The organism is Brevibacterium sp. Z349TD_9 (assembly GCF_056173565.1).
Window position 1 is genome coordinate 1,961,761 of the sequence record NZ_CM149680.1, and the last position, 22,765, is coordinate 1,984,525.

Annotated in this window: 23 protein-coding genes, 1 tRNA gene and 1 pseudogene; 16 read left to right on the plus strand and 9 right to left on the minus strand. The window is 68.5% G+C overall.

Annotated features, from left to right (window positions below):
• Nucleotides 1-98: 98 nt before the first annotated feature.
• From AC0VYB_RS09170 to AC0VYB_RS09205, 8 genes and pseudogenes are all read left to right on the plus strand, one after another.
• Nucleotides 99-929 carry a hypothetical protein gene (locus tag AC0VYB_RS09170; RefSeq protein WP_409048309.1) on the plus strand — a complete coding sequence of 277 codons (831 nt, stop codon included), beginning with the start codon at nucleotides 99-101 and terminating at the stop codon, nucleotides 927-929.
• Entirely contained in the window at nucleotides 926-2,410 is a 1,485-nt protein-coding gene (locus AC0VYB_RS09175) for an ATP-binding protein (RefSeq protein ID WP_259801159.1), read from the plus strand. The genes AC0VYB_RS09170 and AC0VYB_RS09175 overlap by 4 nt, the downstream gene beginning before the upstream one ends.
• Complete coding sequence (locus AC0VYB_RS09180) at nucleotides 2,407-2,958, plus strand: hypothetical protein (RefSeq protein ID WP_259801160.1); 552 nt, start codon at nucleotides 2,407-2,409, stop codon at nucleotides 2,956-2,958. The genes AC0VYB_RS09175 and AC0VYB_RS09180 overlap by 4 nt, the downstream gene beginning before the upstream one ends.
• Nucleotides 2,955-4,730, plus strand: a complete 1,776-nt coding sequence (locus AC0VYB_RS09185; protein WP_259801161.1) for a TraM recognition domain-containing protein — start codon at nucleotides 2,955-2,957, stop codon at nucleotides 4,728-4,730. Before AC0VYB_RS09180 ends, AC0VYB_RS09185 begins: the two co-directional genes overlap by 4 nt.
• 79 nt (nucleotides 4,731-4,809) lie before the next feature.
• On the plus strand, nucleotides 4,810-5,253 hold the full coding sequence (locus tag AC0VYB_RS09190) for a single-stranded DNA-binding protein (protein WP_259801165.1): 444 nt from the start codon (nucleotides 4,810-4,812) through the stop codon (nucleotides 5,251-5,253).
• Between the two features lie 16 nt (nucleotides 5,254-5,269).
• Nucleotides 5,270-5,869 carry a hypothetical protein gene (locus AC0VYB_RS09195; protein WP_409048306.1) on the plus strand — a complete coding sequence of 200 codons (600 nt, stop codon included), beginning with the start codon at nucleotides 5,270-5,272 and terminating at the stop codon, nucleotides 5,867-5,869.
• A 4-nt stretch (nucleotides 5,870-5,873) separates the two neighbouring features.
• The gene (locus AC0VYB_RS09200; protein ID WP_259801163.1) at nucleotides 5,874-6,101 is read left to right on the plus strand and encodes a hypothetical protein; all 228 of its coding nucleotides are present in this window, start codon (nucleotides 5,874-5,876) and stop codon (nucleotides 6,099-6,101) included.
• Between the two features lie 181 nt (nucleotides 6,102-6,282).
• Nucleotides 6,283-7,326 (plus strand): annotated as a pseudogene (locus AC0VYB_RS09205) (recombinase family protein); the annotation flags it as partial.
• Nucleotides 7,327-7,936: 610 nt separating this feature from the next.
• On the opposite strand, the gene AC0VYB_RS09210 reads toward AC0VYB_RS09205, so the two are convergent.
• Together AC0VYB_RS09210 and AC0VYB_RS09215 are read right to left on the minus strand one after the other, a co-directional pair.
• A tRNA-Ala gene (locus AC0VYB_RS09210) sits at nucleotides 7,937-8,009 on the minus strand.
• An 80-nt stretch (nucleotides 8,010-8,089) separates the two neighbouring features.
• Nucleotides 8,090-8,278, minus strand: coding sequence for a hypothetical protein (locus tag AC0VYB_RS09215; protein WP_009375526.1), 189 nt, complete (start codon nucleotides 8,276-8,278; stop codon nucleotides 8,090-8,092).
• A 692-nt stretch (nucleotides 8,279-8,970) separates the two neighbouring features.
• Between AC0VYB_RS09215 and AC0VYB_RS09220 the strand changes: the two genes are divergently transcribed.
• Together AC0VYB_RS09220 and AC0VYB_RS09225 are read left to right on the plus strand one after the other, a co-directional pair.
• Entirely contained in the window at nucleotides 8,971-9,930 is a 960-nt protein-coding gene (locus tag AC0VYB_RS09220; protein ID WP_475384656.1) for a universal stress protein, read from the plus strand.
• 2 nt (nucleotides 9,931-9,932) lie between these two features.
• A complete protein-coding gene (locus AC0VYB_RS09225; RefSeq protein WP_475384657.1) occupies nucleotides 9,933-10,796 on the plus strand; it encodes an alpha/beta fold hydrolase in 864 nt (287 codons plus the stop codon).
• A gap of 75 nt (nucleotides 10,797-10,871) precedes the next feature.
• On the opposite strand, the gene AC0VYB_RS09230 is transcribed toward AC0VYB_RS09225, so the two are convergent.
• Together AC0VYB_RS09230 and AC0VYB_RS09235 are read right to left on the minus strand one after the other, a co-directional pair.
• Nucleotides 10,872-11,099, minus strand: a complete 228-nt coding sequence (locus AC0VYB_RS09230) for a hypothetical protein (protein WP_009375532.1) — start codon at nucleotides 11,097-11,099, stop codon at nucleotides 10,872-10,874.
• 97 nt (nucleotides 11,100-11,196) lie between these two features.
• The gene (locus tag AC0VYB_RS09235) at nucleotides 11,197-11,610 is read right to left on the minus strand and encodes a phage holin family protein (RefSeq protein WP_475384658.1); all 414 of its coding nucleotides are present in this window, start codon (nucleotides 11,608-11,610) and stop codon (nucleotides 11,197-11,199) included.
• 239 nt (nucleotides 11,611-11,849) lie between these two features.
• Here AC0VYB_RS09235 and AC0VYB_RS09240 point away from each other — a divergent pair, with 239 nt between their 5' ends.
• Nucleotides 11,850-13,193: an MFS transporter gene (locus AC0VYB_RS09240; protein ID WP_259800957.1), complete on the plus strand. Its 1,344-nt coding sequence runs from the start codon at nucleotides 11,850-11,852 to the stop codon at nucleotides 13,191-13,193.
• 137 nt (nucleotides 13,194-13,330) lie between these two features.
• Complete coding sequence (locus tag AC0VYB_RS09245) at nucleotides 13,331-14,800, plus strand: peptide MFS transporter (protein ID WP_144589072.1); 1,470 nt, start codon at nucleotides 13,331-13,333, stop codon at nucleotides 14,798-14,800.
• Between the two features lie 63 nt (nucleotides 14,801-14,863).
• Here AC0VYB_RS09245 and AC0VYB_RS09250 read toward each other — a convergent pair whose 3' ends face one another.
• Both AC0VYB_RS09250 and AC0VYB_RS09255 read right to left on the minus strand, forming a co-directional pair.
• The gene (locus AC0VYB_RS09250) at nucleotides 14,864-15,046 is read right to left on the minus strand and encodes a hypothetical protein (protein ID WP_475384659.1); all 183 of its coding nucleotides are present in this window, start codon (nucleotides 15,044-15,046) and stop codon (nucleotides 14,864-14,866) included.
• A 119-nt stretch (nucleotides 15,047-15,165) separates the two neighbouring features.
• A complete protein-coding gene (locus tag AC0VYB_RS09255; protein ID WP_475384660.1) occupies nucleotides 15,166-15,621 on the minus strand; it encodes an ArsR/SmtB family transcription factor in 456 nt (151 codons plus the stop codon).
• Between the two features lie 66 nt (nucleotides 15,622-15,687).
• Between AC0VYB_RS09255 and AC0VYB_RS09260 the strand changes: the two genes are divergently transcribed.
• Complete coding sequence (locus AC0VYB_RS09260; protein WP_475384661.1) at nucleotides 15,688-16,869, plus strand: MFS transporter; 1,182 nt, start codon at nucleotides 15,688-15,690, stop codon at nucleotides 16,867-16,869.
• Nucleotides 16,870-16,875: 6 nt separating this feature from the next.
• Here the strand turns inward: AC0VYB_RS09260 and AC0VYB_RS09265 are convergent, their stop codons facing one another.
• Entirely contained in the window at nucleotides 16,876-17,721 is an 846-nt protein-coding gene (locus AC0VYB_RS09265; protein WP_095375903.1) for a CPBP family intramembrane glutamic endopeptidase, read from the minus strand.
• Nucleotides 17,722-17,813: 92 nt separating this feature from the next.
• On the opposite strand from AC0VYB_RS09265, the gene AC0VYB_RS09270 reads away from it, so the two are divergent.
• Together AC0VYB_RS09270 and AC0VYB_RS09275 are read left to right on the plus strand one after the other, a co-directional pair.
• Nucleotides 17,814-18,995 (plus strand): molybdopterin molybdotransferase MoeA, encoded by a 1,182-nt coding sequence (locus tag AC0VYB_RS09270; protein ID WP_475384662.1) that lies wholly within the window; start codon nucleotides 17,814-17,816, stop codon nucleotides 18,993-18,995.
• A gap of 10 nt (nucleotides 18,996-19,005) precedes the next feature.
• Nucleotides 19,006-20,121, plus strand: a complete 1,116-nt coding sequence (locus tag AC0VYB_RS09275; RefSeq protein ID WP_475384663.1) for a ThiF family adenylyltransferase — start codon at nucleotides 19,006-19,008, stop codon at nucleotides 20,119-20,121.
• 15 nt (nucleotides 20,122-20,136) lie between these two features.
• Here the strand turns inward: AC0VYB_RS09275 and AC0VYB_RS09280 are convergent, their stop codons facing one another.
• A complete protein-coding gene (locus AC0VYB_RS09280) occupies nucleotides 20,137-20,382 on the minus strand; it encodes a MoaD/ThiS family protein (protein ID WP_313450251.1) in 246 nt (81 codons plus the stop codon).
• A gap of 8 nt (nucleotides 20,383-20,390) precedes the next feature.
• On the minus strand, nucleotides 20,391-21,479 hold the full coding sequence (gene moaA / locus AC0VYB_RS09285) for a GTP 3',8-cyclase MoaA (RefSeq protein WP_475384664.1): 1,089 nt from the start codon (nucleotides 21,477-21,479) through the stop codon (nucleotides 20,391-20,393).
• Between the two features lie 38 nt (nucleotides 21,480-21,517).
• Here moaA and AC0VYB_RS09290 point away from each other — a divergent pair, with 38 nt between their 5' ends.
• Nucleotides 21,518-22,744: a molybdopterin molybdotransferase MoeA gene (locus AC0VYB_RS09290; RefSeq protein ID WP_475384665.1), complete on the plus strand. Its 1,227-nt coding sequence runs from the start codon at nucleotides 21,518-21,520 to the stop codon at nucleotides 22,742-22,744.
• Nucleotides 22,745-22,765: the final 21 nt, after the last annotated feature.

The window sequence follows — 22,765 nt, forward strand, 5'->3', positions numbered from 1 at the left end:
CCCTCCGACGCCTCCATCAAGTATGTCAGCCGCCTCCGACAGCGCCGGGGTGCTAGGCAGCGCACCTCCTCATCACACGACTCCCGAGGAGGCCGACCATGCCCACGTTCTTCGATTCGACTGCCGACGCTGCTGAGGCGTCCGAGGCGCTGCGGGGGTTGGCTCACGCGAGCCGGGCCTTCGTTCAGCCCGCGCAGATGTATGGGGTGATCGGTGACCTCTCGTCGGGGATGCGGTCGTTGCGGCAGGTGCTCGACCAGATCGCCGATGTTCATGAGCGCAAGGCAGCGCATGCGTTCAACGACGACGGGAGCCATGAGGCCGGGGGGCGGGACGCGTTGGCTGCTGCGGAGGAGTTGCGCCAGGCGGCGAACCTCGTCGACCGGGCCTACGACCGGCTCGCCGAGGGTTTCATCGCGGCCGGCAGGATCGTATGGCACCCCGACCCCGCCGTCGAGGAGGCCGCGCCGTCGAGGTGGGCCAACGTGGTGTTCCTCCAGGGTGACGAGGCCGACAGGCCGTTGCGCATCCTCGGCGAGCTGGGACATGTCGATGCGGTGGACTACCTCGCGCAGTGGGACTACGGCGACGAGACCACGCAGGCTGCGCTGGAGAACGGCTACGTCTACGACGAGCCCGGCGAGGGCACCAACGACCGGGTGATGATCTCGGGCGACTACGCGCTGGTCGTCAACCCGCACGTCGGCTACGTCTCCCTCTTGCGCCGCTACACCGCACCGGAGGCAGAGCCCGAGGACGTCGGGCAGGTCGAGCCCGCTCCGGTACAGAGCGCGCCGGAGCTGCTGGTGTCGTACTCGTCGCCGGGCGCCCCGGAATGGGCCGATCTGCCGACGGCGAAGCGGGATGGGTCGTGGTTCGAGCCGGCCAAGATCACGGCTGTCAAGCAGGCGCGGGGGCTGGCGCGGTGACCGAGGATCGCGCACGGCTGCACACCGCTGTCCTAGTGGCACCATCGAAGGAACGGCGCAAACTCCGCAAGCAGCGCCGCAAAGCCGAAGCCCGCCTCCACGCCGAGCAGCGAAGGACCACGCTCGCCGCAGCGAAGGCGAAGGCCGAGGGCGAGCGGGCCGAGCGCCGCGCCACGATCTACCTACCAACGGCCGGCGAGCCTGGCCCTGCTCGACTTCGCACCCCGGGCCGGTTCCATCTGACGCGGCACCAGGACACGTCGGCGACACTGGCGGGCGCGTACCCGTTCGTCGCCGAGGGTGGGCTTGGTGCCGACGGCGTGTTCGTCGGCCAAGACCTCTACTCGGGCGGGAGTTTCGTCTACGACCCGTGGGTGCTCTACGCGCGCGGTATCATCACCGCGCCCAACGTGGTGCTGGCCGGGATCGTCGGCTCCGGCAAGTCCTCGCTGGCCAAGTCGCTCTACACGCGGTCGTTGCCGTTCGGGCGGCGCGTGTACGTGCCCGGCGACCCGAAGGGCGAACACACCGCCGTCGCCAACGCCGTCGGCGGCAGAGCCATCGTCCTCGGGCACGGCCTCAACACCCGGCTGAACCCGCTCGATGAAGGCCACCGGCCCAGCGGACTCTCGGATGAGCAGTGGGCCTCGACCGTAGCGGCCCGGCGGCGTGATCTGATCGGCGCGCTCGCGGAGACCGTGCTCGCGCGCGGCTTGTCGCCGCTGGAGCACACCGCGATTGACGTCGCCCTGACCCAGACCGTGAGGGAGAACGACGTACCGATCTTGCCGATGGTCGTTGACCGCATCCTCGCCCCGAGCGCGGATTCCGACGGCAGGTTGGCCGAGGACGGCAGGCTCGTCGGCCATGCGCTGCGCCGCCTCGTGGCCGGCGATCTGGCCGGTCTGTTCGATGGGCCTTCGACGGTCGCATTCGATCCGTCGTTGCCGATGATCTCACTCGACCTCTCACGGGTCACCGAGAACTCGACCCTCATCTCGGTGCTGATGACGTGCTCCTCGGCGTGGATGGAATCCGCACTGCTCGACCCCAACGGGGGGCAACGGTGGGTGATCTACGACGAAGCCTGGCGGCTCATGTCCCACCCGGCTCTGCTGCGGCGGATGGATGCGCACTGGCGACTTGCCAGGCACTACGGAATCGCGAACATGCTGATCTTCCACAAGCTCACCGACCTCGACAACGTGGGCGACCAAGGCTCCGCCATGCGGTCCCTGTCCAACTCGCTTCTGGCGAACGCCGAGACGCGAATCGTGTACCGGCAGGAGTCCGACCAGCTCGGCCCGACCGCGACCGCCCTCGGCCTGACCGGCACCGAGCAGCAGCTCTTGCCGAACCTCGGCGTCGGCCAAGGCCTGTGGCGGATCAAGGCCAGGAGCTTCGTCTGCCAACACCAACTCCACCCCGACGAACTCGCACTCTTCGACACCAGCAGCCGCGCCGCAGGAGGCCACCGATGAACCTCACCGGCCCGCGCCGATCCATCCCAAGCGACGAAGATGCCACGGCTCCCGTCGAGTTACCGCACGCTCTCGTGACTGTCGCCGAAGACGGCACCCTCACCGCGACGGTCGATGGAACACCATTCCCGTCGCCGGACGGGAGCGCGTGGACGCGGGCGACGTTCGGACCGCTCATGGATGCCATCACCAAGGACCGCACCATCGCCGTCCGCGTCGAAGTTCGCGAGAACGACGGAAGCGTCTTCACCGACATCATCCGCCCCCGCACACCCCGCCGCGCCGTGGCGTTGCCGGAGAAGCCGGTGCCGGAGACGCGGCGGAGTCGTCACGCACGCCGGGTGCCGCGCTTGATGGAGGTCGCCGCCGACGGGTTCGTCCCCGGTGAGGATGTCGCCGTCGCGACAATCGTCTCCCACACCGACGCCACCGGAACCGGCGACGCCCGCGCGCTCGTCGACCTCGACACACTCCCCGACGCCACTGGGCAGGAAGTCATCTTGCTCGGGCGTATCTCGGGCACGTTCACGGTGCGGCGGCTGACATGAACCAGCGACAAGCCGGGGGCATGGGCGACGAACTCACCAACGCCGCCCTCGTCGGGCTGATCGGCATGTTCGGCATCGCGCTCGTGCTGCGCGCAGCCGGTAGCGTCACCGCGTTCCTCACCGGCCTGCCACAACCCGACGCCGGCCCGGCTGCGGGGCTCGGGGTGCTGTTCAACCCCGCAGACCCCGCGACCGCGCTCAGCGCCGAAGGACTCAACCCGATCCTGTACTGGCTCGTCAGTGCGGTCATGCTCGGCGGGCTCGCCGCCGGGATCGTCTGGGTCTGGATCATGCTGCGCCACCACACCAGGAAGGCCGAGACCGATCCGCACCGACTCGCCGGGATCGCGACCAGCCATGAAGTCAAGACCGCAGCGTCCGCGAAGGCACTGCTTCATCGCGCGGCCACGCTACGGCCCTCCTTGGAGTCACCAGCCCCGCAGGATGTCGGCTACCTCCTCGGGGCCAGTCGGGGCACGAAGGTATGGGCATCGGTCGAGGACTCGATTCTGCTGATCGGCCCGCCCCGCTCGGGCAAGGGTCTGCACGTCGTCATCAACGCGATCCTCGACGCACCCGGCGCGGTCGTCACCACCAGCACCAGGCCCGACAACCTCACCGCCACCCTCCGCGCCCGCCGCCGCAAGGGCGGGCCGGTCGCCGTGTTCGACCCCCAACACCTCGCCGAAGGCATCCCCGCAGGGCTGCGCTGGTCACCCATTCGCGGCTGCCACGAGCCGCTGACCGCGATGATCCGCGCCAACGGCCTCGCAGCCGCCACCGGCCTGAGCGCTGGAGGGGTCGAGTCCGGCGGCTTCTGGGAGGGGAAGACCCGCACCGCGCTTCAGAGCCTGCTGCACGCCGCCGCGCTCGACGGCCGACCACCAGCCGAGCTGTTCAGGTGGACCCTCGACCCCTCGGCTGCGTCCGAAGCCGTGGCGATCCTCAACTCACATCCGAACGCGGCGATGGGGTGGGACGACTCACTGGCAGCGATGATCGACGCCGACCCCAAGACCCGCGACAGCATCTGGCAAGGCGTCTCCCTCGCCCTCACCGCCCTCGCTGACCCACGCGTGCTCGACGCGGTTTCACCTGGCCCGCACGAGCAGTTCGACCCCGAGACCTTCCTCACCGAACAGGGCACCCTCTACCTGCTCGCCACCGGCGCCGGCGCGGGAGCATCCGCATCGCTGGTCGCGGCGTTCGTCGAGGACCTCATTGAAACTGCCCGCAGGCTCGGCGCCCGCTCGCCTGGAGCCAGGCTCGATCCGCCGCTGCTGCTCGCGCTCGATGAGATCGGGAACCTCGCACCCCTGCCGTCGCTCCCGATGCTCATGGCCGAGGGCGGCGGCACCGGGATCACGACCATGCCCGTGTTGCAGTCGCTCGCCCAAGCCCGCGACCGGTGGAACGAACATCAGGCCGGCGCGATCTGGGACGCCAGCATCGTCAAGATCATCCTCGGCGGCGCATCCAACAGCCGCGACCTCCAAGACCTCTCCACCCTCATCGGCGAGCGAGACGAGTACACCGACAGCATCACCCTCGGCGACCGAGGCACGCGCTCCAACCAGCGCTCCATCCGCCGCGTGCCGATCCTGCCGCCCGACCGCATTCGCACGCTGCCGTTTGGCACCGGCATCACCATGCTCCGCTCCGCACCACCCATCGTCACCGACCTGCGGGCCTGGCCCAGCCGGCAGGATGCCGCGCAACTCCGCAGCGATCGCGCCGAGCTCGAAGTCCTCCTGCGCCGCCCCGCACCCTGACGACTCTGGGTGCTGGGGCGCACCTGCCTGACACAGCGACCACATGCAGCTGGCCGCCCAAGTTCAGGAGGACGCCATCATGGCCATTCACACCCAGGAATCACTGTCAGGCTTCATCGCCTCGGAGCCGTTGCTCACCGAGACGTCCAAGGGCGATGCGAGGTTCTTCGCCCGCATCGGCAAGGAGCACTTCCGCCGGGAGGAAGACGGCTCGTTCACCCAGACCGAGACGACCTACCACCACCTGGTGATGTTCGGACGGTCGGCCGAGCATGCGCACGCGAACTTCGCCCAGGGCGACAACTTCGTGGCCGAGGGCTACACGCGCCCGGTCAATTACGAGCGCAACGGCCAGGCGATCGAGGGCGAAGAGTTCATCGCCAAGAAGATCGGCCACGACGCCGCGCGAACCCGCTACGAGGTGGACCGCACCCCGCGCAACTCGGCCGGACGAGACGCCGCCGCCTACGAGTCGCCGCAACGGACGACCGCCGCGGCCCAGGCCGCGCCGGTGAGCATGTGAGTTCGGGAGCCAGGCCATGACGAACGATCAGAACCAAGAACCCACATCGCCAGATGTCCCCGTTAGTCCGTCCGACGTGGATGAGCCCGACGTGTTCGACGGGCCGCCCCGCGTCACCAACGCCGACATTCCCGAACCGCCCCATCCGGTGAACTGGAACCTGCTGACGGCTCACGAGCTGGAGCAGGAATGGCTCGCGCTGAACCGGTGGGTGGACTGGCTGCGCCGCACCTACGGTCTCCAAGTCGCCGTGATCCCGCCGTTCTGGCATCACCATCCCGAGCTCGTCTGGGAACTCTCGGCGCTCCACCTGCACTGGCTGGCTGCCTACGACCCCGAGCAGAACGCGTCCGCACCCCTCGGCTGGCACCGCGACTTCGCCGATGCCCGCCAGCGACTCCGCGATTGGGTCACCGCCTGCGGCACGCACGGGGACCGCGACCGCCCCACCCGGCAAGCGGCCTGGCCCGGCGAGGAGCCGGCCCCCGCAATCCAGGACGTGAAGTTCACCGACCGGGATAGCGAGTTCGTCGAGTTCGTGATCGCTCAGGTCCGCAAGCGGCAGGAAGCCGAAGACGAGTTCTACGCCAATCTCGCCGACGACGGGGCTCCGTAGACCGATGAGCCGCTATGTCAAGAAGACCGACCGACGCTCCTACGACGAGCGGTCATTCTCCGTCCGGGCCGTGCATCGCGACCGCGCCGACCTGCACAAGCTCGCCGAAGTGCTGATCCGGCTGACGTTGCAGGAGACAGGCGAGAGCCGAGCCGCCCGCGAAGCGGTCCGGGTGCCCGACACCTACCGGGCGACTCCCGATGGCCTGGTCGCCTCAGAGGCCGCCCGGTAGAATGAACCTTGCAAGCCTCGCGACGCGGGGCGTTGTGGCCCAAACCTCGTCATCTGGCGGGCAACACGCACCGAGACCATCGGGTCTCGCCCTACAGCCTTCACCGGCTGCTCTCACGATCAACGCCCCATCCCACCGCAGTGGGAGCGCGAGGGTCGAACCGCGTGAGAGTGAGCCCCCGATGACCACCGTCGCCGATGATCCAACAGCCAGCCTGATCGACCCACCCCGGACCGCTGCCGTCGCAGTGTCCTACCTCCGGGTCTCCACCCGAGAGCAAGCAGAGAAGGGCGGGACCGACGAGGGATTCTCGATCCCCGCACAGCGCGATGCCACCCGACGCAAGGCCGAACAGCTCGGCGCCGGCATCGTCGAAGAGTTCATCGACGCAGGAGCCTCCGCCAAGTCATCCGACCGGCGCGAGCTGATGCGGATGATCCAGTACGTCAAGGCCAACAAGGTCTCCTACTGCATCGTCCACAAGGTAGACCGACTCGCCCGCAACCGCGCCGACGACGTGAGCATCCACCTCGCACTCCAACAGTGCGGGGTCATGCTCGTCTCCGCGACAGAGAACATCGACGAGACGCCCTCGGGCATGCTGCTGCACGGCATCATGTCCACGATCGCCGAGTTCTACTCCCGCAACCTCGCCACCGAAGTCACCAAAGGCATGACGCAGAAAGCCATCGGTGGAGGAACGAACGGGCGAGCACCCATCGGCTACCTCAACGTCCGCAAGCGCGACGAGATGGGCCGCGAGCTCCGCACCATCGAGCTCGACCCCGAACGCGCGCCCATGATCGAGTGGGCCTTCAAGGCATACGCCTCCGGGAACTGGAGCGTCAGCCAGCTCCACGACGAACTCACCTCACGCGGACTCCGCAGCCTGCCAACCCCGAAGCGAGCGGCGAAGGCTCTCGCCGTCTCGACCGTGCACCGGCTCCTCACCAACCCCTACTACAAAGGCGATGTCGTCTACCGGGGCACCCGCTACAAGGGGAACCACCCCGCGCTCGTGCCCGCCGAGGTCTGGTACCAGGTCCAGTCCGTGCTCACCGCGCACCAGTGCGCCGTCGAGGCGACCCAGGTTCACGGTCACTACCTCAAAGGCACCATCCACTGCGGCCAATGCGGGTCGCGGCTCATCGTCTCCAACGCGAAGAACCGCCACGGCAACGTGTACTGCTACTTCGTCTGCTCCGGCCGGCATTCCAAGCGGACCGAGTGCACGCGCCAGGCCATGCTCATCGAGGACGTGGAGAAGCTCGTCGAGGACTACTACTCCCGCGTCCAGATCACACCCGCCCAGCAAGACGCCCTCGCCGGGATGCTCCACCACGAGTTCGACCGGCTGATGGCCGCCGAAACCGAAGAACTCGCGCGTCTCACGGCCAACCGCGACCGGCTCGAAAGCGAGCAAGACCGACTCATGCAGGCCCACTATGCCGACGCGATCCCGCTGACCGTGCTCAAGCGCGAGCAGGACCGCATCCTCGCCGAACTCGACAAGGTGACCCGACGTATCGACGCCCACTTCGGCGACTACGCCGACGCCCGCGCCCACCTCGACGACGCCCTCGGGCTCCTCGCCAACTGCGCCGACATCTACGCCCGCTGCGACGATACCAACCGACGGCTATGCAACCAGGCGTTCTTCACGAAGGTCTACATCGACGAGGACAACGAGCTGCGCGTCGAGCACAACCGGCCCTTCGAAATGCTGCTCGACCCCCAGGTCAACGCCAACGCTCTCACCCGGGCCGCAGACACGAACAAGGCCCGAACCCCCGCCAAAGTTTCCATTGGCAAGGGTTCGAGCCTTGTGCCGTCGGTGGAGGTAAGGGGATTCGAACCCCTGACCTTCTCCATGCCATGGAGACGCGCTACCAACTGCGCCATACCCCCGCTTGCCTGATCAATATTACTCAGGCGGGGGCCACACGCCAAATCGACGGGAAGTGACGCTCGGCACAGTGGTGCACGGCTCAGGCGATCGGCCTCTGCGCGACGAAGAGGTCGAGGTCGCGGTTGCGCCGTGCCTCGAGCTCCTCACGACGGGCCTGGGCGCTGAGCTCGGCGATGCGGCGGTTGAGTGCGGCACGGGACGCCTGCGTCGCGTCGGCCTCGGGTCGTCTCGCCCAGGCAACGAGACGGAGACCGGCGGACAGGGCCACACGTCTGGGAAATGTGAATGCGAATGTAGTGGACACAATTGTTCCTTTGTGTTTTTCGGGCAGGGGGAATCCGCGGAAGACGGAAATGGCGAATACTGCTCCGAGGGCGCACAAATGCGCAGAACAGTGGTGGGAAATGCGTGCTGAGCTGAACTCGGATGCGCGGACGGGCTCGGCGATCTGCTGTGAGGCCGATGCGGTCGAAGCGCAGAGGAAAGCGCCGGTGTTCAGTCTGCCGGCGGAGAAGGAGGTGTCACACGGCTGTGATCAGCCGTCGAGTCCCAGTCCGCCGACCCAGCAGGCAGCGAGCGCACGGTTGCCTGTGCGAAGGTCCGTGAATGCGATGTCGAAGAGATTCATTGTGCTGCACTCCTTTCAGGGTCGTGGATCGTCGATGGGCCGCGTCGGAGCCCATTCGTGGAACTGTGCAATTGTCTGTGGGTGCGAATCCGTAATTGCACTGTCGAATTTATCACAGGCTGAGCAATTCGTGTGACTTCTGGTCATAGTTTCTGAACTTTTCTTTTCCGAATGCGGATTCACCCGCACAGGGGTTCCGATCGGGACCCGTCGTCGCGGTGTCCGCGGCGTCGGGCCGGGGTGCGTCGTCGTCCCCGCCCGGGCACCCCGGCAGGGTGGCCTCCTGACCACGTAGAATCACCTGGAGAGTCGCTACGAACCGGGAGAAGTCCATGACAGAGTCAGCTGCATCCGTTCCGCGCCTGGTCGTCGGATACATCGCCACCGATCGGGGTCGGGACGCCATCTCCCTGGCGATCTCCATCGCCCGGTCCGTCGAGATCGAGCTCGTCGTCACGATCGTCCGCCCGGAGTCCTCGACCTTCCACGCCGCGGGATCGATCCCCAAGGACGGGACCGGCATCGTCGCCCAGCAGCTCGACGAGTGGCTCGAAGAGGCACTGGCCCTCATCCCCGACGACATCGCTGCCCGCGGGGTCATCCACACCGCATCGAACGAGTCGAAGGGCCTCATGGAGGTCGCCTCCGACGAAGGAGCGGTGGCGATCGTCATCGGCGCCAGGGCGACGACGCTCATGCGCCAGTTCCGCATCGGCACCGTGGCGACCTCGCTGCTGCACTCCTCGGAGGTGCCCGTCGTCCTCGCGCCGGCCGGGCGCTCCGACATCGGTCCGGTCTCCCGGATCACGACGCTCTTCGGTGCCCGTCCCGGCGCCGCCGCTCTCATCGGCTCGGCGATCGAGGCCGCCACCGCCTTCGACGTCGACCTCCGCCTCGTCGCGCTCATCGAGAACGACGGCATGGCCGAGGACGAGATCGCCGAGGTCACGGAGTTCGCCGAGGAGTACGGGGGAGCAGTGCTCGCAGCACGAGCCTCTGACCTCTTCGCCTCAGGTCGGGCCACCGTCGTCTCCGAGGGGGGCGCCGACATCGAGGAGGCGGCCGAAAGCGTCGAATGGATCTCCGGCGAGCTCGCCTTCATCGGCTCGTCCCGCCTGGGACACGGTCGCGTCTTCATCGGAGCCCGCGCGCGCCGTCTGCTGCGCGTCCTGCCGGTGCCCGTCGTCGTCATCCCGCGCCGCACGCTCTCCCGCACCGACGACACCACCGGAGCTGACACCTCGGCCCGAGCCGACGGCGATGCTCAGGCAGCCGCGGGCGAGCAGCGCTGAGCGTGGAGCCGGCCCACAGGCTCGACCTCGATGTCGCCGGTCACCCCACCCCGGTGTGGGTCCACCCCGGACGGGGGACCGGTCGACCGGTCCTCATCATCCACGGCTTCCGCGGCGACCACCACGGACTCGACCGGATCGCGGCAGCGATGCGGCAGCGCACCGTCATCGTCCCCGATCTGCCGGGGTTCGGGGAGAATCCGCCCCTCAAGGACGGCCTGAGCCTCGAGTCCTATCTCGATCACCTCGAGGCCCTCATCGCCGAGGCGGCCGACCGCTGGGGTGCGCGCCCGATCGTCGTCGGGCACTCCTTCGGTTCGATCCTCGTCTCCCACCTCGCGGCGAGGCGGCCGACGACGGTCGACGAGCTCGTCCTCATCAATCCGATCACCTCGCCGGCTCTCGAGGGGTCGGCGCGCGTGCTCACCGCCCTCACCCGCCTCTACTACGCTCTCGGGGCGCGCCTGCCCGAATCGGCGGGGCGCGCCCTGCTCGGCCATCCGCTCATCGTGCGGCTGATGAGCGAGGTCATGGCGACGACCCGGGATCGCGGTCTGCGCCGCTACATCCACGACCAGCACGCGAGGTACTTCTCCACCTTCAGCGACCGGGCGTCCCTGGCCGAGGCCTTCGATGTCTCCGTCGCACACACCGTCACCGAGGTGGCCGACTCCCTGACGATGCCGCTGCTCGTCATCGCCGGCGACAGCGACGCGATCGCCCCGATCGAGGTCACCCGCGGGGTCGTTGCCGGCCTGCCCGACGTCCGCTTCGTTGAACTTCCCGGGGTGGGGCACCTCGTGCACTACGAGCGCCCTGATGAGGCCGCCTCGGCGATCGAGGAATTCGCCCGCGAATGCGACTGACCGCGCCGCGGACGGGCCACGGCGCGGTCAGGCGCGCAGTCGGGGAGCCGGGTTAGGACCGGCAGTCGACCCGGGTCAGGACCGGCGGTCGACGATCCAGTGGTAGATCATCGGCAGCATGAAGGCCACCGCCGCGACGAGGAGACCGGCCCAGAAGACCCAGAACTCCGTGTCGACAGGGGAGGAGAATGACAGCCCGAAGAGGTACATGGAGAAGATGAAGAGGCCGAAGGTGACGATGAAGACGACGACATCGGCGAAGTTCGCCTTGTTCTGGCTTCTCTGCGCGACAGGGGTGGACATATTCTCCTCCGAGCGGTGGAACGGGTGATGGTCGATCGGCCATCAGTCTACATGCCGTAGAGAGCGGACCCCGGCATTGAGAGCCGGACCCAGGCATTCAGTCGCGGTCGCGGCTGCTGTCCGGGGCAAGCCACCCGAGCAGTGCGGAGACGATCGAGACGATGATCGCGGCGAAGATCGCCTGGAAGAAGAACGAGTCGATCGTGAAGACGAAGGGCGTGAACCCGCTCAGCCAGCTTGTCAGGGCGAGCATCGCGGCGTTGATGACGATCGAGAACAGGCCCAGGGTCAGGCACGTGATCGGGGCGGAGAGGACGCTGAGGATGGGTTTGATGAATGCGTTGGCGAGTCCGAAGATGAGGCCGATGACGAGGTAGGAGACGATCGTCGCGGCGATCGGTCCGGTCTGCTCCTCGACGACGCTGTTGCCTTCGATGGCGACGCCGGGAAGGATCCATGCGGCAACCCAGATCGCGAACGCATTGATGCCGACTCGGAAGAGGAGGTTCATGCTCGTATCCTCGCAGACTGGTCTGCGTCCTTTCTGAGTCGGGCGTGGGAAACCCGTGTCCGGACCGACCGTTTCTGTGACAGGGGTCCGTGACAGGTTTCCGTGACAGAGATCAATGCCCCATGTCGGCCGTCACCGGGTAGGGTGGTGGGCGAACCCCACTTCGACGTGCATCTACCGAGTGCTGTGCAGCAGTCCACCACGGCGGCACCGATCCTCGCCGATGGGGCGAGGCAGAAATGACGATTGCCATGCCGCACACCGATCCGCTCCGACCGCAGTCCCCGACCGCAGGTCTCCCGGCCCCGACCTCGGGCCCCGCCGAATCCGAGGGCACCGCCGAATCCGCGGGCCCGGCCTCATCGCCCACCCTCCTCTCCGCGGTGGGCCTCGGCTACTTCCCGCTCGCCTTCCTCGCCCGACTGCCCTATGCGATGGTCGTCGTCGGCGTCCTCACCCTCGTCGTCGCCGGTCGCGAATCGCTGAGCCTCGGCGGACTCAACTCCGCCATGGTCGGGCTCGGCACCGCGATCTTCGGCTCCTTCATCGGCGCCGCCGCCGACCGGTGGGGGCAGCGCCCCGTCCTCCTCGTCGTCGGCACCCTCAACAGCCTCGCCCTGATCTTCCTCGCGTGGGTCGTCTTCTCACCGCTTCCCGACGCCGTCGTCCTCATCGCCTCCTTCGCGATCGGCGCCACCGCCCCACAGGTCTCGCCGATGTCGCGCTCCCGCCTCGTCGACATCATCCTCGCCCGCCTGCCCGGCGGACGGCAGGCGAAGGTCCTCAACGGCACCATGGCCTACGAGTCAGCCGCCGACGAGGTGGTCTTCGTCTTCGGTCCCTTCATCGTCGGGCTCCTCGCCACAGGGTTCTCTCCCGTGGCACCGATCATCGGTGCAGTCGTCATGACCGTCGTCTTCGTCTCCGGCTTCGCCCTCCACCCCAGCGGTCGCCTCGCCGCGAACGGCCGGAACCGCGCAGGCACCAAGGGACCCGTGCGCGGGCTCTTCACCTCGGGCATCGTCGTCGTCATCGCCGGCGTCTTCGGCATCGGTCTTGTCTTCGGGTCGACCCTGACCTCGCTCACCTCGCTCATGAACGATCTCGGCCGGCCCGAACAGGCGGGACTCGTCTACGGCGTGCTCGGCATCGGCTCGGCGCTCCTCGCGATCTCCGTCGCCCTCTTCTCCCCGCGCTTCGCCCTCTGGGCACGCTGGCTCTGCTTCGCCCCGCTCCTGTTTGCCGGCACGATCGTCCTCGCCGTCTCGACGTCGATGCCCGCCGTCGTCGTCGGCCTCCTCCTCATGGGCACGGCGATCGGTCCCACGCTCGTCACCCTCTTCAGCCTCGCCGCCGAGCGCAGTCCCCGCGGCCGTTCGGCGACCGTGATGTCGATGGCCGGGTCCGCGATCATCGTCGGCCAGTCCGTGGCCTCCGCGGTCGGCGGAATCCTCGCCGAGGAGGCCGGAACGGAGACGGCCATCATCGTCCCCATCGCTGCCGCCCTCGTCGTCCTCAGCGCGGGTCTGGCCAACCTCCTCGTGCGCTTCCGGACCCGGAAACGAGACGTGGTTCACACCTAGATTCCGCTTGTTGGGACGCCGCGTCCCAGAGTGGCCGAAGTGTGCTCTGAGCCATGTCGTGGGAGTAGGATGACCGACTGTTCAGAGTGAATCACGCCTCAGAATGCGTGATGACATGACACAACGGAAAGCACGATATGTCTTCTAGCACAAGGACGACTGAGGTCGTCTCGAGCGATACGCGGTTCTTCGGACACCCGCTGCCGCTCATGCAGCTCTTCAGCCTCGAACTGTGGGAGCGCTTCTCCTACTACGGCATGAACGGCATCCTGGCCCTGTACCTGTACTTCAAGGTCACCGACGGCGGACTCGGTCTTCCGCAGGCCACTGCGGTCGGCATCGTCGGCGCCTACGGCGGTGCCGTCTTCCTCGCCACGATCCTCGGCGCGTGGGTCGCCGACCGCCTGCTCGGGGCGGAGAAGGTCCTCTTCTCTTCGGCCATCATCATCATGGCTGGTCACATCGCCCTCGCGCTCGTTCCCGGCTTCGGCGGCGTCGCCGTGGGCCTCATCCTCGTCGCCCTCGGTTCGGGTGGACTCAAGGCCAACGCCTCGGCGCTCGTCGGAGAGCTCTACGAGGAGAAGGACCCGCGTCGTGACGCCGGCTTCACGATCTTCTACATGGGCGTCAACATCGGCGCCCTGCTCGGACCGCTCATCACCGGTCTCCTCCAGCAGAACATCGGCTTCCACTACGGCTTCGGCGCAGCCGCCGTCGGCATGGCCCTCGGTCTCATCATCTACGCGACCGGCCGGAAGAACCTCCCCGCCGAGTCGCGGGTCGCGGTCAATCCGCTGCCGAAGTCGAAGGTCTACCTCTTCGTCCTCGCCGTCGTCGCCGCCGTCGTCCTCGCAGCGCTGCTGTGGATGACCGGCCTCATCACCCCGGAGAACCTCGACTGGTGGATCGCCGGCATCTCCGCCGGAGCCGCTGCGTGCTACGTCATCGTCATGTGCACCTCGCCGCAGACGAACGCCGACGAGCGCTCGCGTGTCCTCGCCTTCATCCCGTTCTTCCTCACATGTGTCGTGTTCTGGTCGATGTACCAGCAGATCTTCGGCGTGCTCACCGTCTACTCCGACGGTCAGCTCAACCGTTCGATCTTCGGCTGGGAGATGCCGATCAACTGGATCCAGCTCATCCCGGCGTTCTTCGTCATCGTGCTTGCCCCAGTGCTCGCCTCGCTGTGGATGAAGCTCGGCACCCGGCAGCCCTCGACGCCGATCAAGGCCGGACTCTCGCTCGTCCTCATCGGCATCGGCTTCCTCATGTTCCTGCCGTTCTCGGATGCGCCGGCGAACTCGACGCCGCTGCTCTGGGTCGTGCTCATCCTCATCGTCTTCGTCCTCGGTGAGCTGCTCATCTCCCCGGTGGGCCTGTCGTTCTCGACGAAGGTCGCCCCGAAGGTGTTCCAGTCGCAGATGATCGCGGTCTTCTTCCTTGCCTCCGGTGTCGGCACCGCGCTCTCGGGTGTCCTCGGCGGTTACTTCGATCCCGCGAACCAGGTTCCCTACTGGACGTCGATCGGCGGCACGTCTGTCGTCCTCGGACTCCTTGCGCTGACGCTGACGAAGCCGATGCTCAAGGCCCTGCGCGGCATCCGCTGACTCAGCGAACCGCACAGCGTTCGTCTGACGCCGCCCTCCCGGATCTCCGAGAGGGCGGCGTTCTCAGTTCGGTGTGTGGGGGTGCGCGGGCGCTCCGGTGAGCCAGTTCGCGATCGCCTCGGGTGCGAGGACACGGAGGTCTCGTCTGCCGGCTCGTCGGGCGATCCAGCCCAGGCCGGTCATGCGGGTCATGATCTCGGCTCCGAGTCCCCCGGCGAGGTGGTGGCGCTGTTCCGACCAGTCCATGCACACCCGGATCAACGGTCGCCGCCGAGCATGGAGAGAGGCGAGGTCGATGCCGATCCGGCCGAACATCGCCTCGGCGGCAGGACCCAGCGCGTACGGTGCGGTCGCGACCCGGCTGCTCAGCTGATCGGCGGCCGCGGGCCGGGGCCGTCGACGCCGTCGCCGCGGGTGAGAGCGTCCTGTTCGAGGAGACCTGCGAGCAGGTCGATTCCGAGGCCTCCCGCGAGATGGTCGTAGCACGATCGTGCGACCCGCAGTCGCTGCCATCTGTCCACGGTGGCCAGACCGACCGGGCGCTCGGTCTTCGCGAGCGGAAGGAGAGCTTCGATCGCGGCGACGACACGCAGATCGGTGATGCGATAGCGCCGAGTCCGCCCGGACGCCTCGACGGTGACGAACTCAGCGGCCTCCAGGCGGGCCAGGTGCGAGCTCGCCGTCGATGCGGATACTCCGGCGATCCGTGCGAGGTGACCGGCAGGTCGCGCGGCGCCGTCGACGAGCTCGATGAGCATCCGGGCGCGAGAGCGATCCGCGAACAGTTCCGCGACCCCGGCGAGATCGGGCTGTGCTTCCATGCCCACCAGTATCCCTCCGCCATCGTTCGATCGCCGTCGAACGATCCCTGTCCGAGGATGGGGTCCATGAAGCCATGCCCACCGACACAGTCGACAAGCGGGAGTCCGCTGCTGCTGACAGTGCTGTGCGTGCCGATGTTCCTCGTCCTGCTCGACGTGCTGTCGATGAACGTCGCCCAACCCAGCCTGGGTCGCGCGTTCGACATTCCCAGGAGCCAGTGGTCGCTCCTCGTCGATGCCTACACGGTGTCGCTCGCGCTCGGGCTGCTCCCGGCCGGGTGGCTCGTCGATCGCCTCGGGCCGCGCCGCGTGCTCTTCTGGGGCCTGGTCGTCTTCGCAACGGCCTCCGGGCTCGGGGCAATCGGATGGTCGTGGGGGACGGTGCTCGGTGCCCGCGGCGCGCAGGGCATCGCGGCAGCGGCGATGCTGCCGGCCGGGCTGGCCGCACTGACGACCACGTGGGCGGAACCGGCACCGCGAGCAAGAGCACTGGGGATATGGTCAGGGGTGAGTGCGGTGGCGACCGCGATCGGACCAGGCGTCGGCGGGCTGCTCGTCGCGGCCCTGGACTGGCGGGCGGTGTTCTGGGTCAACGTGCCTCTCGTCCTCACGGCGCTCTTAGGCACCGCACGGCTGCTCCCCGCCGGCGATGCGGCCGACGAGCGCGGGCGACCGGAGAGTCTGCGCTCACTGGTCGTCTCGGTCATCGTCGCCGCGGTCATGACCAGCGGCGCCAATGGAACGCTCCAGGTCGTCACTGTCCACCTCCAGGACGAGCTGCACCTCGCAGCCGGCCCCGCAGGAGCGATCCTGCTGCTGGCGACCGCGCCGTTCGTCATCCTCGGACCGGCCTCCGGCAGACTCGTCACCCGTTGCGGCCGCCGCGCCGTCGCCTGCAGTGGCCTGCTCATCGGCGGGGTCGGTCTCCTCACCCTGGGCCGGGTGCCCGGCGTGCCCGGCCTCATCCCCGGTCTGCTCGGGATCGGCATCGGCCTGGGCCTGATGACCGCCGCCATCGTCGGTGAGACCATGGCCGCCTGGCCGAACCGCCCAGGACTCGCCGGTGGTCTCAACAACGCGTTCCGGCAGTTCGGCACCAGCGTGGGTGTCGCCGTCGGCGGCATCGCGACACTGCACACGACGGGCGGCCCGCTCCTCGAACGCACCGGGATGACCGCCGGACTCTGGTGGATCGCCGGAGCCGTCCTCGTCTTCATCGGCTTCGGACGGAACCGGTGGCGTCGTTGAGGCCGGTCAGACCCCGATGAAGATCGGCAGCGCCTGGGGGTGGTGGGCGGAGACGATCGTGAGGAAGACGATCGCGTCGAAGAGGAGGTGGACGGTGACCGTGTACGGCAGCGACTTCGTCCGAGTGAAGATCACCGCCTGCACGAGGGCGAAGGGGATCGTCAGCAGCGGGCCGATCGACCGGTAGCCGAGCTCCCAGAGGAACGAGACGAAGATGATGCTCATGAGCACGTTCGCCGTCCAGAAGTCGAAGTGCCGACGCAGGAGTGCGAAGACCGTGCAGATGAAGAAGAGCTCGTCCCAGAGTCCGACGGCGTTGACGCCGATGAAGAGACGGAGGATCTCATGCCATTCGGTCACCGCCGGCCAGTTGAGGTAGACGCCGGTGCGGATGAAGTACTGGGGCAGGACCGCCCACGCGACGACGACGACGAAGATCAGCCACGCCCATTCGAGCTTCGACCACGGAACCCCGTGCCGCCGCGGGTAGACGATGCTCTTCTCCTTGAACCAGTACCGCGTGATGAGGAAGGGGATGACGACGACGGCGGAGAGCACGAGGCCCATGCGCAGGATGTTGCCCCACGAGATGTCGGCTTCGACGGAGATCGCGGAGATGAGGGCGAGCGCCCCCGCGATGACGGTGAGGTCGCGGGCGAAGCTCAGCGTCGTCGTCCATGCGAGCCCGACACCGACGAGCAGGGGCGCATACCCCCACGCCTTGATCTCGGGCAGATCCGTGCCGATACCGAAGAGGATGACCGCGGAGACCGCAATGAGCACGGCTGAGAGTCCCGGCAGGGAGACGACGCTCCACCTCTGCTCCGCGGTCTCGTCTGTCACGTCGTCCACGTCGCCCACTCTAGTGGAGACTTTCGGCTGGGGCGGGCATTCGTCACCCGCCCCGGGCAGGTCTTAGGATCATCGGAGACGAAAGGACGTGTGTGGAACCTGAGGACTATTCCCGGCTCATCGCCAGGGACCTGCCCGCGAGTGCGGAGACCGTTCCCCTCGCCGAGGCGGTCGGTCGGATCCTCGCCCGCGACGTCGCCGCCCCCGCCCCGATCCCCGGGTTCGCCACCTCGGCGATGGACGGATATGCCCTCGACTCCCTCGCCCTCGACCGGGCACGGACGGGGGAGTCGGTGCCGGTGCGCGGCGACATCCCGGCCGGGCACCCTCCGGTGGAGATCCCCAGCGGCTGCGCCGTGCGGGTGATGACCGGTGCCCAGGTGCCCGCATCCGCCGAGGCGGTCGTCCCCGTCGAGCTCACCGACGCCGAGCGCACGGGCACGATCCCGGAGGCGATCACCGTCACCGGACTCCCGGACTCGAAGGGACCGGGGTGGAACATCCGTGCGGTCGGGGAGGACACCGCGGCAGGCGACGTCGTCGCCCTCGGGGGGCAGCGCCTGGGCGCCGCAGGGATCGGGACCCTCGCGATGCTCGGCATCGACGCGGTCGAGGTCACCCGGCCGCTGCGGGTCGGACTCGTCGTCACCGGCGACGAACTCCAACCCGGCGAGGACGCTCCGCGGATCCCGAACTCCAACCTGCCGATGCTCGTCGCCGCGCTCGAATCCCACGGTCTCACTGCACAGCCGGCGACGAGCAGCGACGACCCGGCAGAGTTCCTCGCCGTCCTCGACGGTCTCCTGCCTGGCGTCGATCTCGTCATCACCACCGGGGGAATCAGCGCCGGTGCCTACGAGGTCGTCCGTGCCGCCTTGGAAGGGGAGTCCTCGCAGTTCCTCCGCCTCGGGCAGCGCCCCGGGGGACCGCAGGGACACGGGGAGCGGGCGGGCACACCGCTCCTCCACTTCCCGGGCACCCCCGCCGGCGCGTACCTCTCCTTCCACCTCTTCGCCCTGCCCCTGCTCACCGGCACCGTGCTCGCCCACTGCTGGCGTCGCGCCGTCTACGAGGGGCCGTCCCTGCCCGGACACCGCCGGGGTGTCTCGCTCGTGCCCGCGACCATCGCCGTCGACGGCCGTGTCGTCCCGGCGGCACGGGCGCGGCTGCGCGACTTCGCCGCCGCCGACGCGATCCTCAGGGTGCCTCCAGCTCCCGGGGGCATCGAGGACGGGGACGCCGTCGACATCCTCCCGACCGGAACCGGGTTCTAGACTGGAGGGCATGGACCTCTCCCGCTACACGCGCCAGATCCGCCTGCGGGGATTCGGCGCCGAGGCGCAGAAGCGCCTCCTCGCCGCTCGCGTCGTCGTCATCGGCGCCGGCGGACTCGGTGCCCCCGTGCTCACCTATCTTGCGGCGGCCGGTGTGGGGCGTCTCGACATCGTCGATCCCGACGTCGTCGAGCTGAGCAATCTCCACCGGCAGTTCATCCACTCCGAGGACGGCGTGGGTGCGCGCAAGGTCGATTCGGCGGCCGAGCGGCTGGAGGGACTCAACTCGACGATCGAGATCGTCACCCATCCCGTCCTGCTCACCGCCGCCAACGCCGAGGACATCCTCTCCGGTGCCGACATCGTCGTCGACGGCAGCGACAACTTCGCGACCCGCTATCTCGCCAACGATGCGTGCGAGATCCTCGGCATCCCGCTCGTGTGGGGGACGATCCTCGGGTTCGACGGACAGGTCGCGGTCTTCGACGCCCGGCACGGTGCGACCCTGCGCGACCTCTTCCCAGACGTGCCCGCACCTGGGTCGGTGCCCGACTGTGCGACCGCCGGCGTCATCGGTGCCCTGTGCGGGAGCATCGGCTCGGCGATGGCGATGGAGACGATCAAGGTGCTCACCGGCATCGGGACTCCGCTGCGCGATGCGGTGGCGATTCACAGCAGCCTCGACGCGACCTGGGAGACGATCCCTGTCGCCCGCGACCCGCAGCGGGCACCGGTGACGAGCCTCGACGCCCACCGTGCGGCACCGGCCGGTGCACCCGCTCCCGAGGTGCCTGCACCGAGCGACGACACGGAGGCAGCGGCGATCGGGTGGGACGAGGTCGGGCCGCAGGATCGTCTCATCGACATCCGTGAGGACGCCGAGGTCTCCGCCGGTGCTGTCGCCGGCGCGCGGCACATCCCCATGGAGGCCCTGCTCGCCGACCCCGCGAAACTCCTCGGGTCCGAGGACGAGGCGGAGACCGGACGGATCGCCCTCTACTGCCGCTCGGGTGTGCGCTCGGCGCGGGCCGCCACCGAGCTGCGGGGCCGCGGCTTCGACGTCGTCACCGTCTCCGGCGGCTACCTCGCCTATCTCTCACGCACCGACGCCTCGCCGGTGGGCTGAGCGGGCGCGGACCGATCAGCCGCCGGCGAAGGGCGGGAGCACGTCGATGGTGTCTCCGTCGGCCAGGGCCTCGGCGCGGTTCCTGCGGGCGACGGCATTGACGAGGAACGACGACCGGGAGAGCACGGTGACCGCCTCGGGTGAGGCACCCGCGGAAAGTGCGCCGACGAGGTCGTCGAGGGTCGACGCCTCGACGGTCGACTCCCTGGTGCCGAACGCCTCTCGGGCAGCGGCGAAGAACCGGACGCTGACTGTGCTCACGGGTGCTCTCATCCTCCGATCGCGCTCATCGGTCGCTGCGGCTGGGTGAAGTCCTCGGAGTCCATGCCGTGCCCGGCGAGCTTCGCCCAGTGCGCTCCCTTCCACAGATTGGCGATCTCCTCGTCGCTCGCTCCGGCCCGCATGGCCGCAAGGAGGTCGACCTCGGTGCGGGAGAACAGACAGGTCCGCACCCGCCCCTCCGCGGTGAGCCGGGTGCGCGTGCAGTCGGCGCAGAACGGGCGGGTGACCGAGGCGATGATGCCGACTCTGCCGAGGATCGTCTCCGGATCCTCGCGGGAAGCCACCGTGAACGTCTCGGCCGGGGCGCCGCCGCGTGGTTGGGAGTCGGGGGTGAGGGCGAACCGCGGTTCAAGGAGGGCGAAGACATCGGCGGCTGTGATCATCGTCGACCGCTGCCACGAATGCCCCGCATCGAGGGGCATCTGCTCGATGAAGCGCAGGGAGAGGTCGTTCTCCAGGCACCACTGGAGGAGATCGGGGGCCTGGTGGTCGTTGAGGCCGGGCAGGAGCACGGCGTTGATCTTCACCGGATCGAGGCCGGCGGCCTTCGCCCCGTCGATGCCGGCGAGCACACGGTCGAGGAAGGGGCGGCGGGTGATCTCGGCGAACGTGTCGGGGTCGATCGTGTCGAGGGAGACGTTGATCCGGTCGAGGCCGGCGTCCCGCAGCCGCGCGGCACAATTGTCGAGCCCGATCGCGTTCGTCGTCAGGGCGATGTTCGGCCGCGGTCGCAGGGCGGCGACCCCGGCGATGATGTCGGTGATGTCATGGCGGGTGAGCGGTTCGCCGCCGGTGAACCGGATCTGGTCGACGCCGAAGCGCTCGACGCCGATGCGGGCGAAGCGGACGATCTCCTCGGCGCTCATCGCGGCATCGCGGGGCATGAACTCGACGCCTTCGGCGGGCATGCAGTAGCTGCAGCGGAGATTGCAGAAGTCGGTGAGCGAGATGCGCAGATCGCGGGCACGCCGACCGAAGGTGTCGAGCAGCGAATCCTCGGTGTGCTCGGTGAACGTCGTTCCCGGATCGAGGGTGGGAGTCCTCTGGACCGGGGTCGGGAGACTGACCTTCCGCATACGTCCTCCTTGTTCTTTCCCTTCGCTATCATCGTCCCATGACCAGCGCCATCATGCATCGTCGTCGCGTCGGTGAGACGATCTCTCCGCTGCTGGGGACCGAGAACCGTCCGTTGTCCGAGCTGCTCACCGTGCCGAGGCGGCTTGCCGTCGACGTCGTCACCGGCATCGACGTCCCCGGCTTCGACAATTCGAGCATGGACGGCTTCGCCGTCGCCGCCGACACGCTGCGCGGCGCGGCAGCCGCAGACGGCATCGGCCCCATTCCCGTCACCGGCCAGGTCGCCGCCGGGGTCCACGGCGGCCCGGTCGCCCCGGGCACCGCCGTCGAGATCATGACCGGCGCCCCGCTGCCGCCGGGCACGGACACGATCGTTCCCATCGAGGCGACGCAGCCGGGTCGCTTCGGTGCCGCGGAGATCACCGTCGACCTCGATCCCGAGACTCTCGAGCCCGGTGCCTTCGTCCGCCGCCGCGGCAGCGACGTCGGGGCCGGAACCACCGTGCTCCGGGCCGGTGCCGAACTCACTCCCGCCCGCCTCGGCGTGGCCGCCGCCTGCGGGGTGGGGGAGCTCGACGTCGTCACGCTGCCGCGGATCCTCGTCGTCTCCACCGGCGACGAGGTCGCCGACGGCGCCGACGCCGGCATCCACGACGCCAACGGGGTCACCCTCACCGCCGGCCTGCTCCGCCTCGGCGCCGAGGTCGAGAGGCTGCGCGTGCCCGACGATCCTCGTCTTCTCCTTGAGGCCGTCGCCGCCACCGACGCCGACCTCGTCGTCTCCACCGGCGGGATCTCGAAGGGCGCACGCGAAGTCGTCCGGCTCGCCGCGGACCTCGACCCGGACTCGGCAATGGTCTTCGAACCCATCGCCATGCAGCCGGGCGGGCCCCAAGGGTGCGGTCGGCTGGCCGGACGGGCCTGGGTGGCCCTGCCCGGCAACCCGGTGAGCGCGCTCATCAGCTTCGAAATGTTCCTCCGACCGGCTCTCCTCGGCCTCGATGCCGAAGCCGACGCCCGTCCCGCCGCCCACCACCGGCTGGCGGCCGGACTCGACGAGACCCCGCCGGCGGGCAAACTCCAGGTCCGGCGCGCCCGCCTCACCGACGACGGCATCGTCTTCGTCGGCGGCTCCCGCTCCCACCTGCTCCACAGCTATGCGGAGAGCACCCACCTCGTCTTCCTCCCTCCCGTCGACGCATCCGAGTCCGACAGGCTCTTCGCGCCCGTGGGGGATAGGCTGAAGACGTGGACAATCGACTGAACCTCACGCACATCGACGAGA

Bases quoted from the DNA above. Each gene is read 5' to 3' on its own strand.
- AC0VYB_RS09170 (WP_409048309.1), top strand. From the start codon at position 99: ATGCCCACGTTCTTCGATTCGACTGCCGACGCTGCTGAGGCGTCCGAG.
- AC0VYB_RS09180 (WP_259801160.1), top strand. From the start codon at position 2,407: ATGAACCTCACCGGCCCGCGCCGATCCATCCCAAGCGACGAAGATGCC.
- AC0VYB_RS09185 (WP_259801161.1), top strand. From the start codon at position 2,955: ATGAACCAGCGACAAGCCGGGGGCATGGGCGACGAACTCACCAACGCC.
- AC0VYB_RS09190 (WP_259801165.1), top strand. From the start codon at position 4,810: ATGGCCATTCACACCCAGGAATCACTGTCAGGCTTCATCGCCTCGGAG.
- AC0VYB_RS09195 (WP_409048306.1), top strand. From the start codon at position 5,270: ATGACGAACGATCAGAACCAAGAACCCACATCGCCAGATGTCCCCGTT.
- AC0VYB_RS09200 (WP_259801163.1), top strand. From the start codon at position 5,874: ATGAGCCGCTATGTCAAGAAGACCGACCGACGCTCCTACGACGAGCGG.
- AC0VYB_RS09220 (WP_475384656.1), top strand. From the start codon at position 8,971: ATGACAGAGTCAGCTGCATCCGTTCCGCGCCTGGTCGTCGGATACATC.
- AC0VYB_RS09230 (WP_009375532.1), bottom strand. From the start codon at position 11,099: ATGTCCACCCCTGTCGCGCAGAGAAGCCAGAACAAGGCGAACTTCGCC.
- AC0VYB_RS09235 (WP_475384658.1), bottom strand. From the start codon at position 11,610: ATGAACCTCCTCTTCCGAGTCGGCATCAATGCGTTCGCGATCTGGGTT.
- AC0VYB_RS09240 (WP_259800957.1), top strand. From the start codon at position 11,850: ATGACGATTGCCATGCCGCACACCGATCCGCTCCGACCGCAGTCCCCG.
- AC0VYB_RS09245 (WP_144589072.1), top strand. From the start codon at position 13,331: ATGTCTTCTAGCACAAGGACGACTGAGGTCGTCTCGAGCGATACGCGG.
- AC0VYB_RS09250 (WP_475384659.1), bottom strand. From the start codon at position 15,046: ATGGACTGGTCGGAACAGCGCCACCACCTCGCCGGGGGACTCGGAGCC.
- AC0VYB_RS09255 (WP_475384660.1), bottom strand. From the start codon at position 15,621: ATGGAAGCACAGCCCGATCTCGCCGGGGTCGCGGAACTGTTCGCGGAT.
- AC0VYB_RS09260 (WP_475384661.1), top strand. From the start codon at position 15,688: ATGAAGCCATGCCCACCGACACAGTCGACAAGCGGGAGTCCGCTGCTG.
- AC0VYB_RS09275 (WP_475384663.1), top strand. From the start codon at position 19,006: ATGGACCTCTCCCGCTACACGCGCCAGATCCGCCTGCGGGGATTCGGC.
- moaA (WP_475384664.1), bottom strand. From the start codon at position 21,479: ATGCGGAAGGTCAGTCTCCCGACCCCGGTCCAGAGGACTCCCACCCTC.
- AC0VYB_RS09290 (WP_475384665.1), top strand. From the start codon at position 21,518: ATGACCAGCGCCATCATGCATCGTCGTCGCGTCGGTGAGACGATCTCT.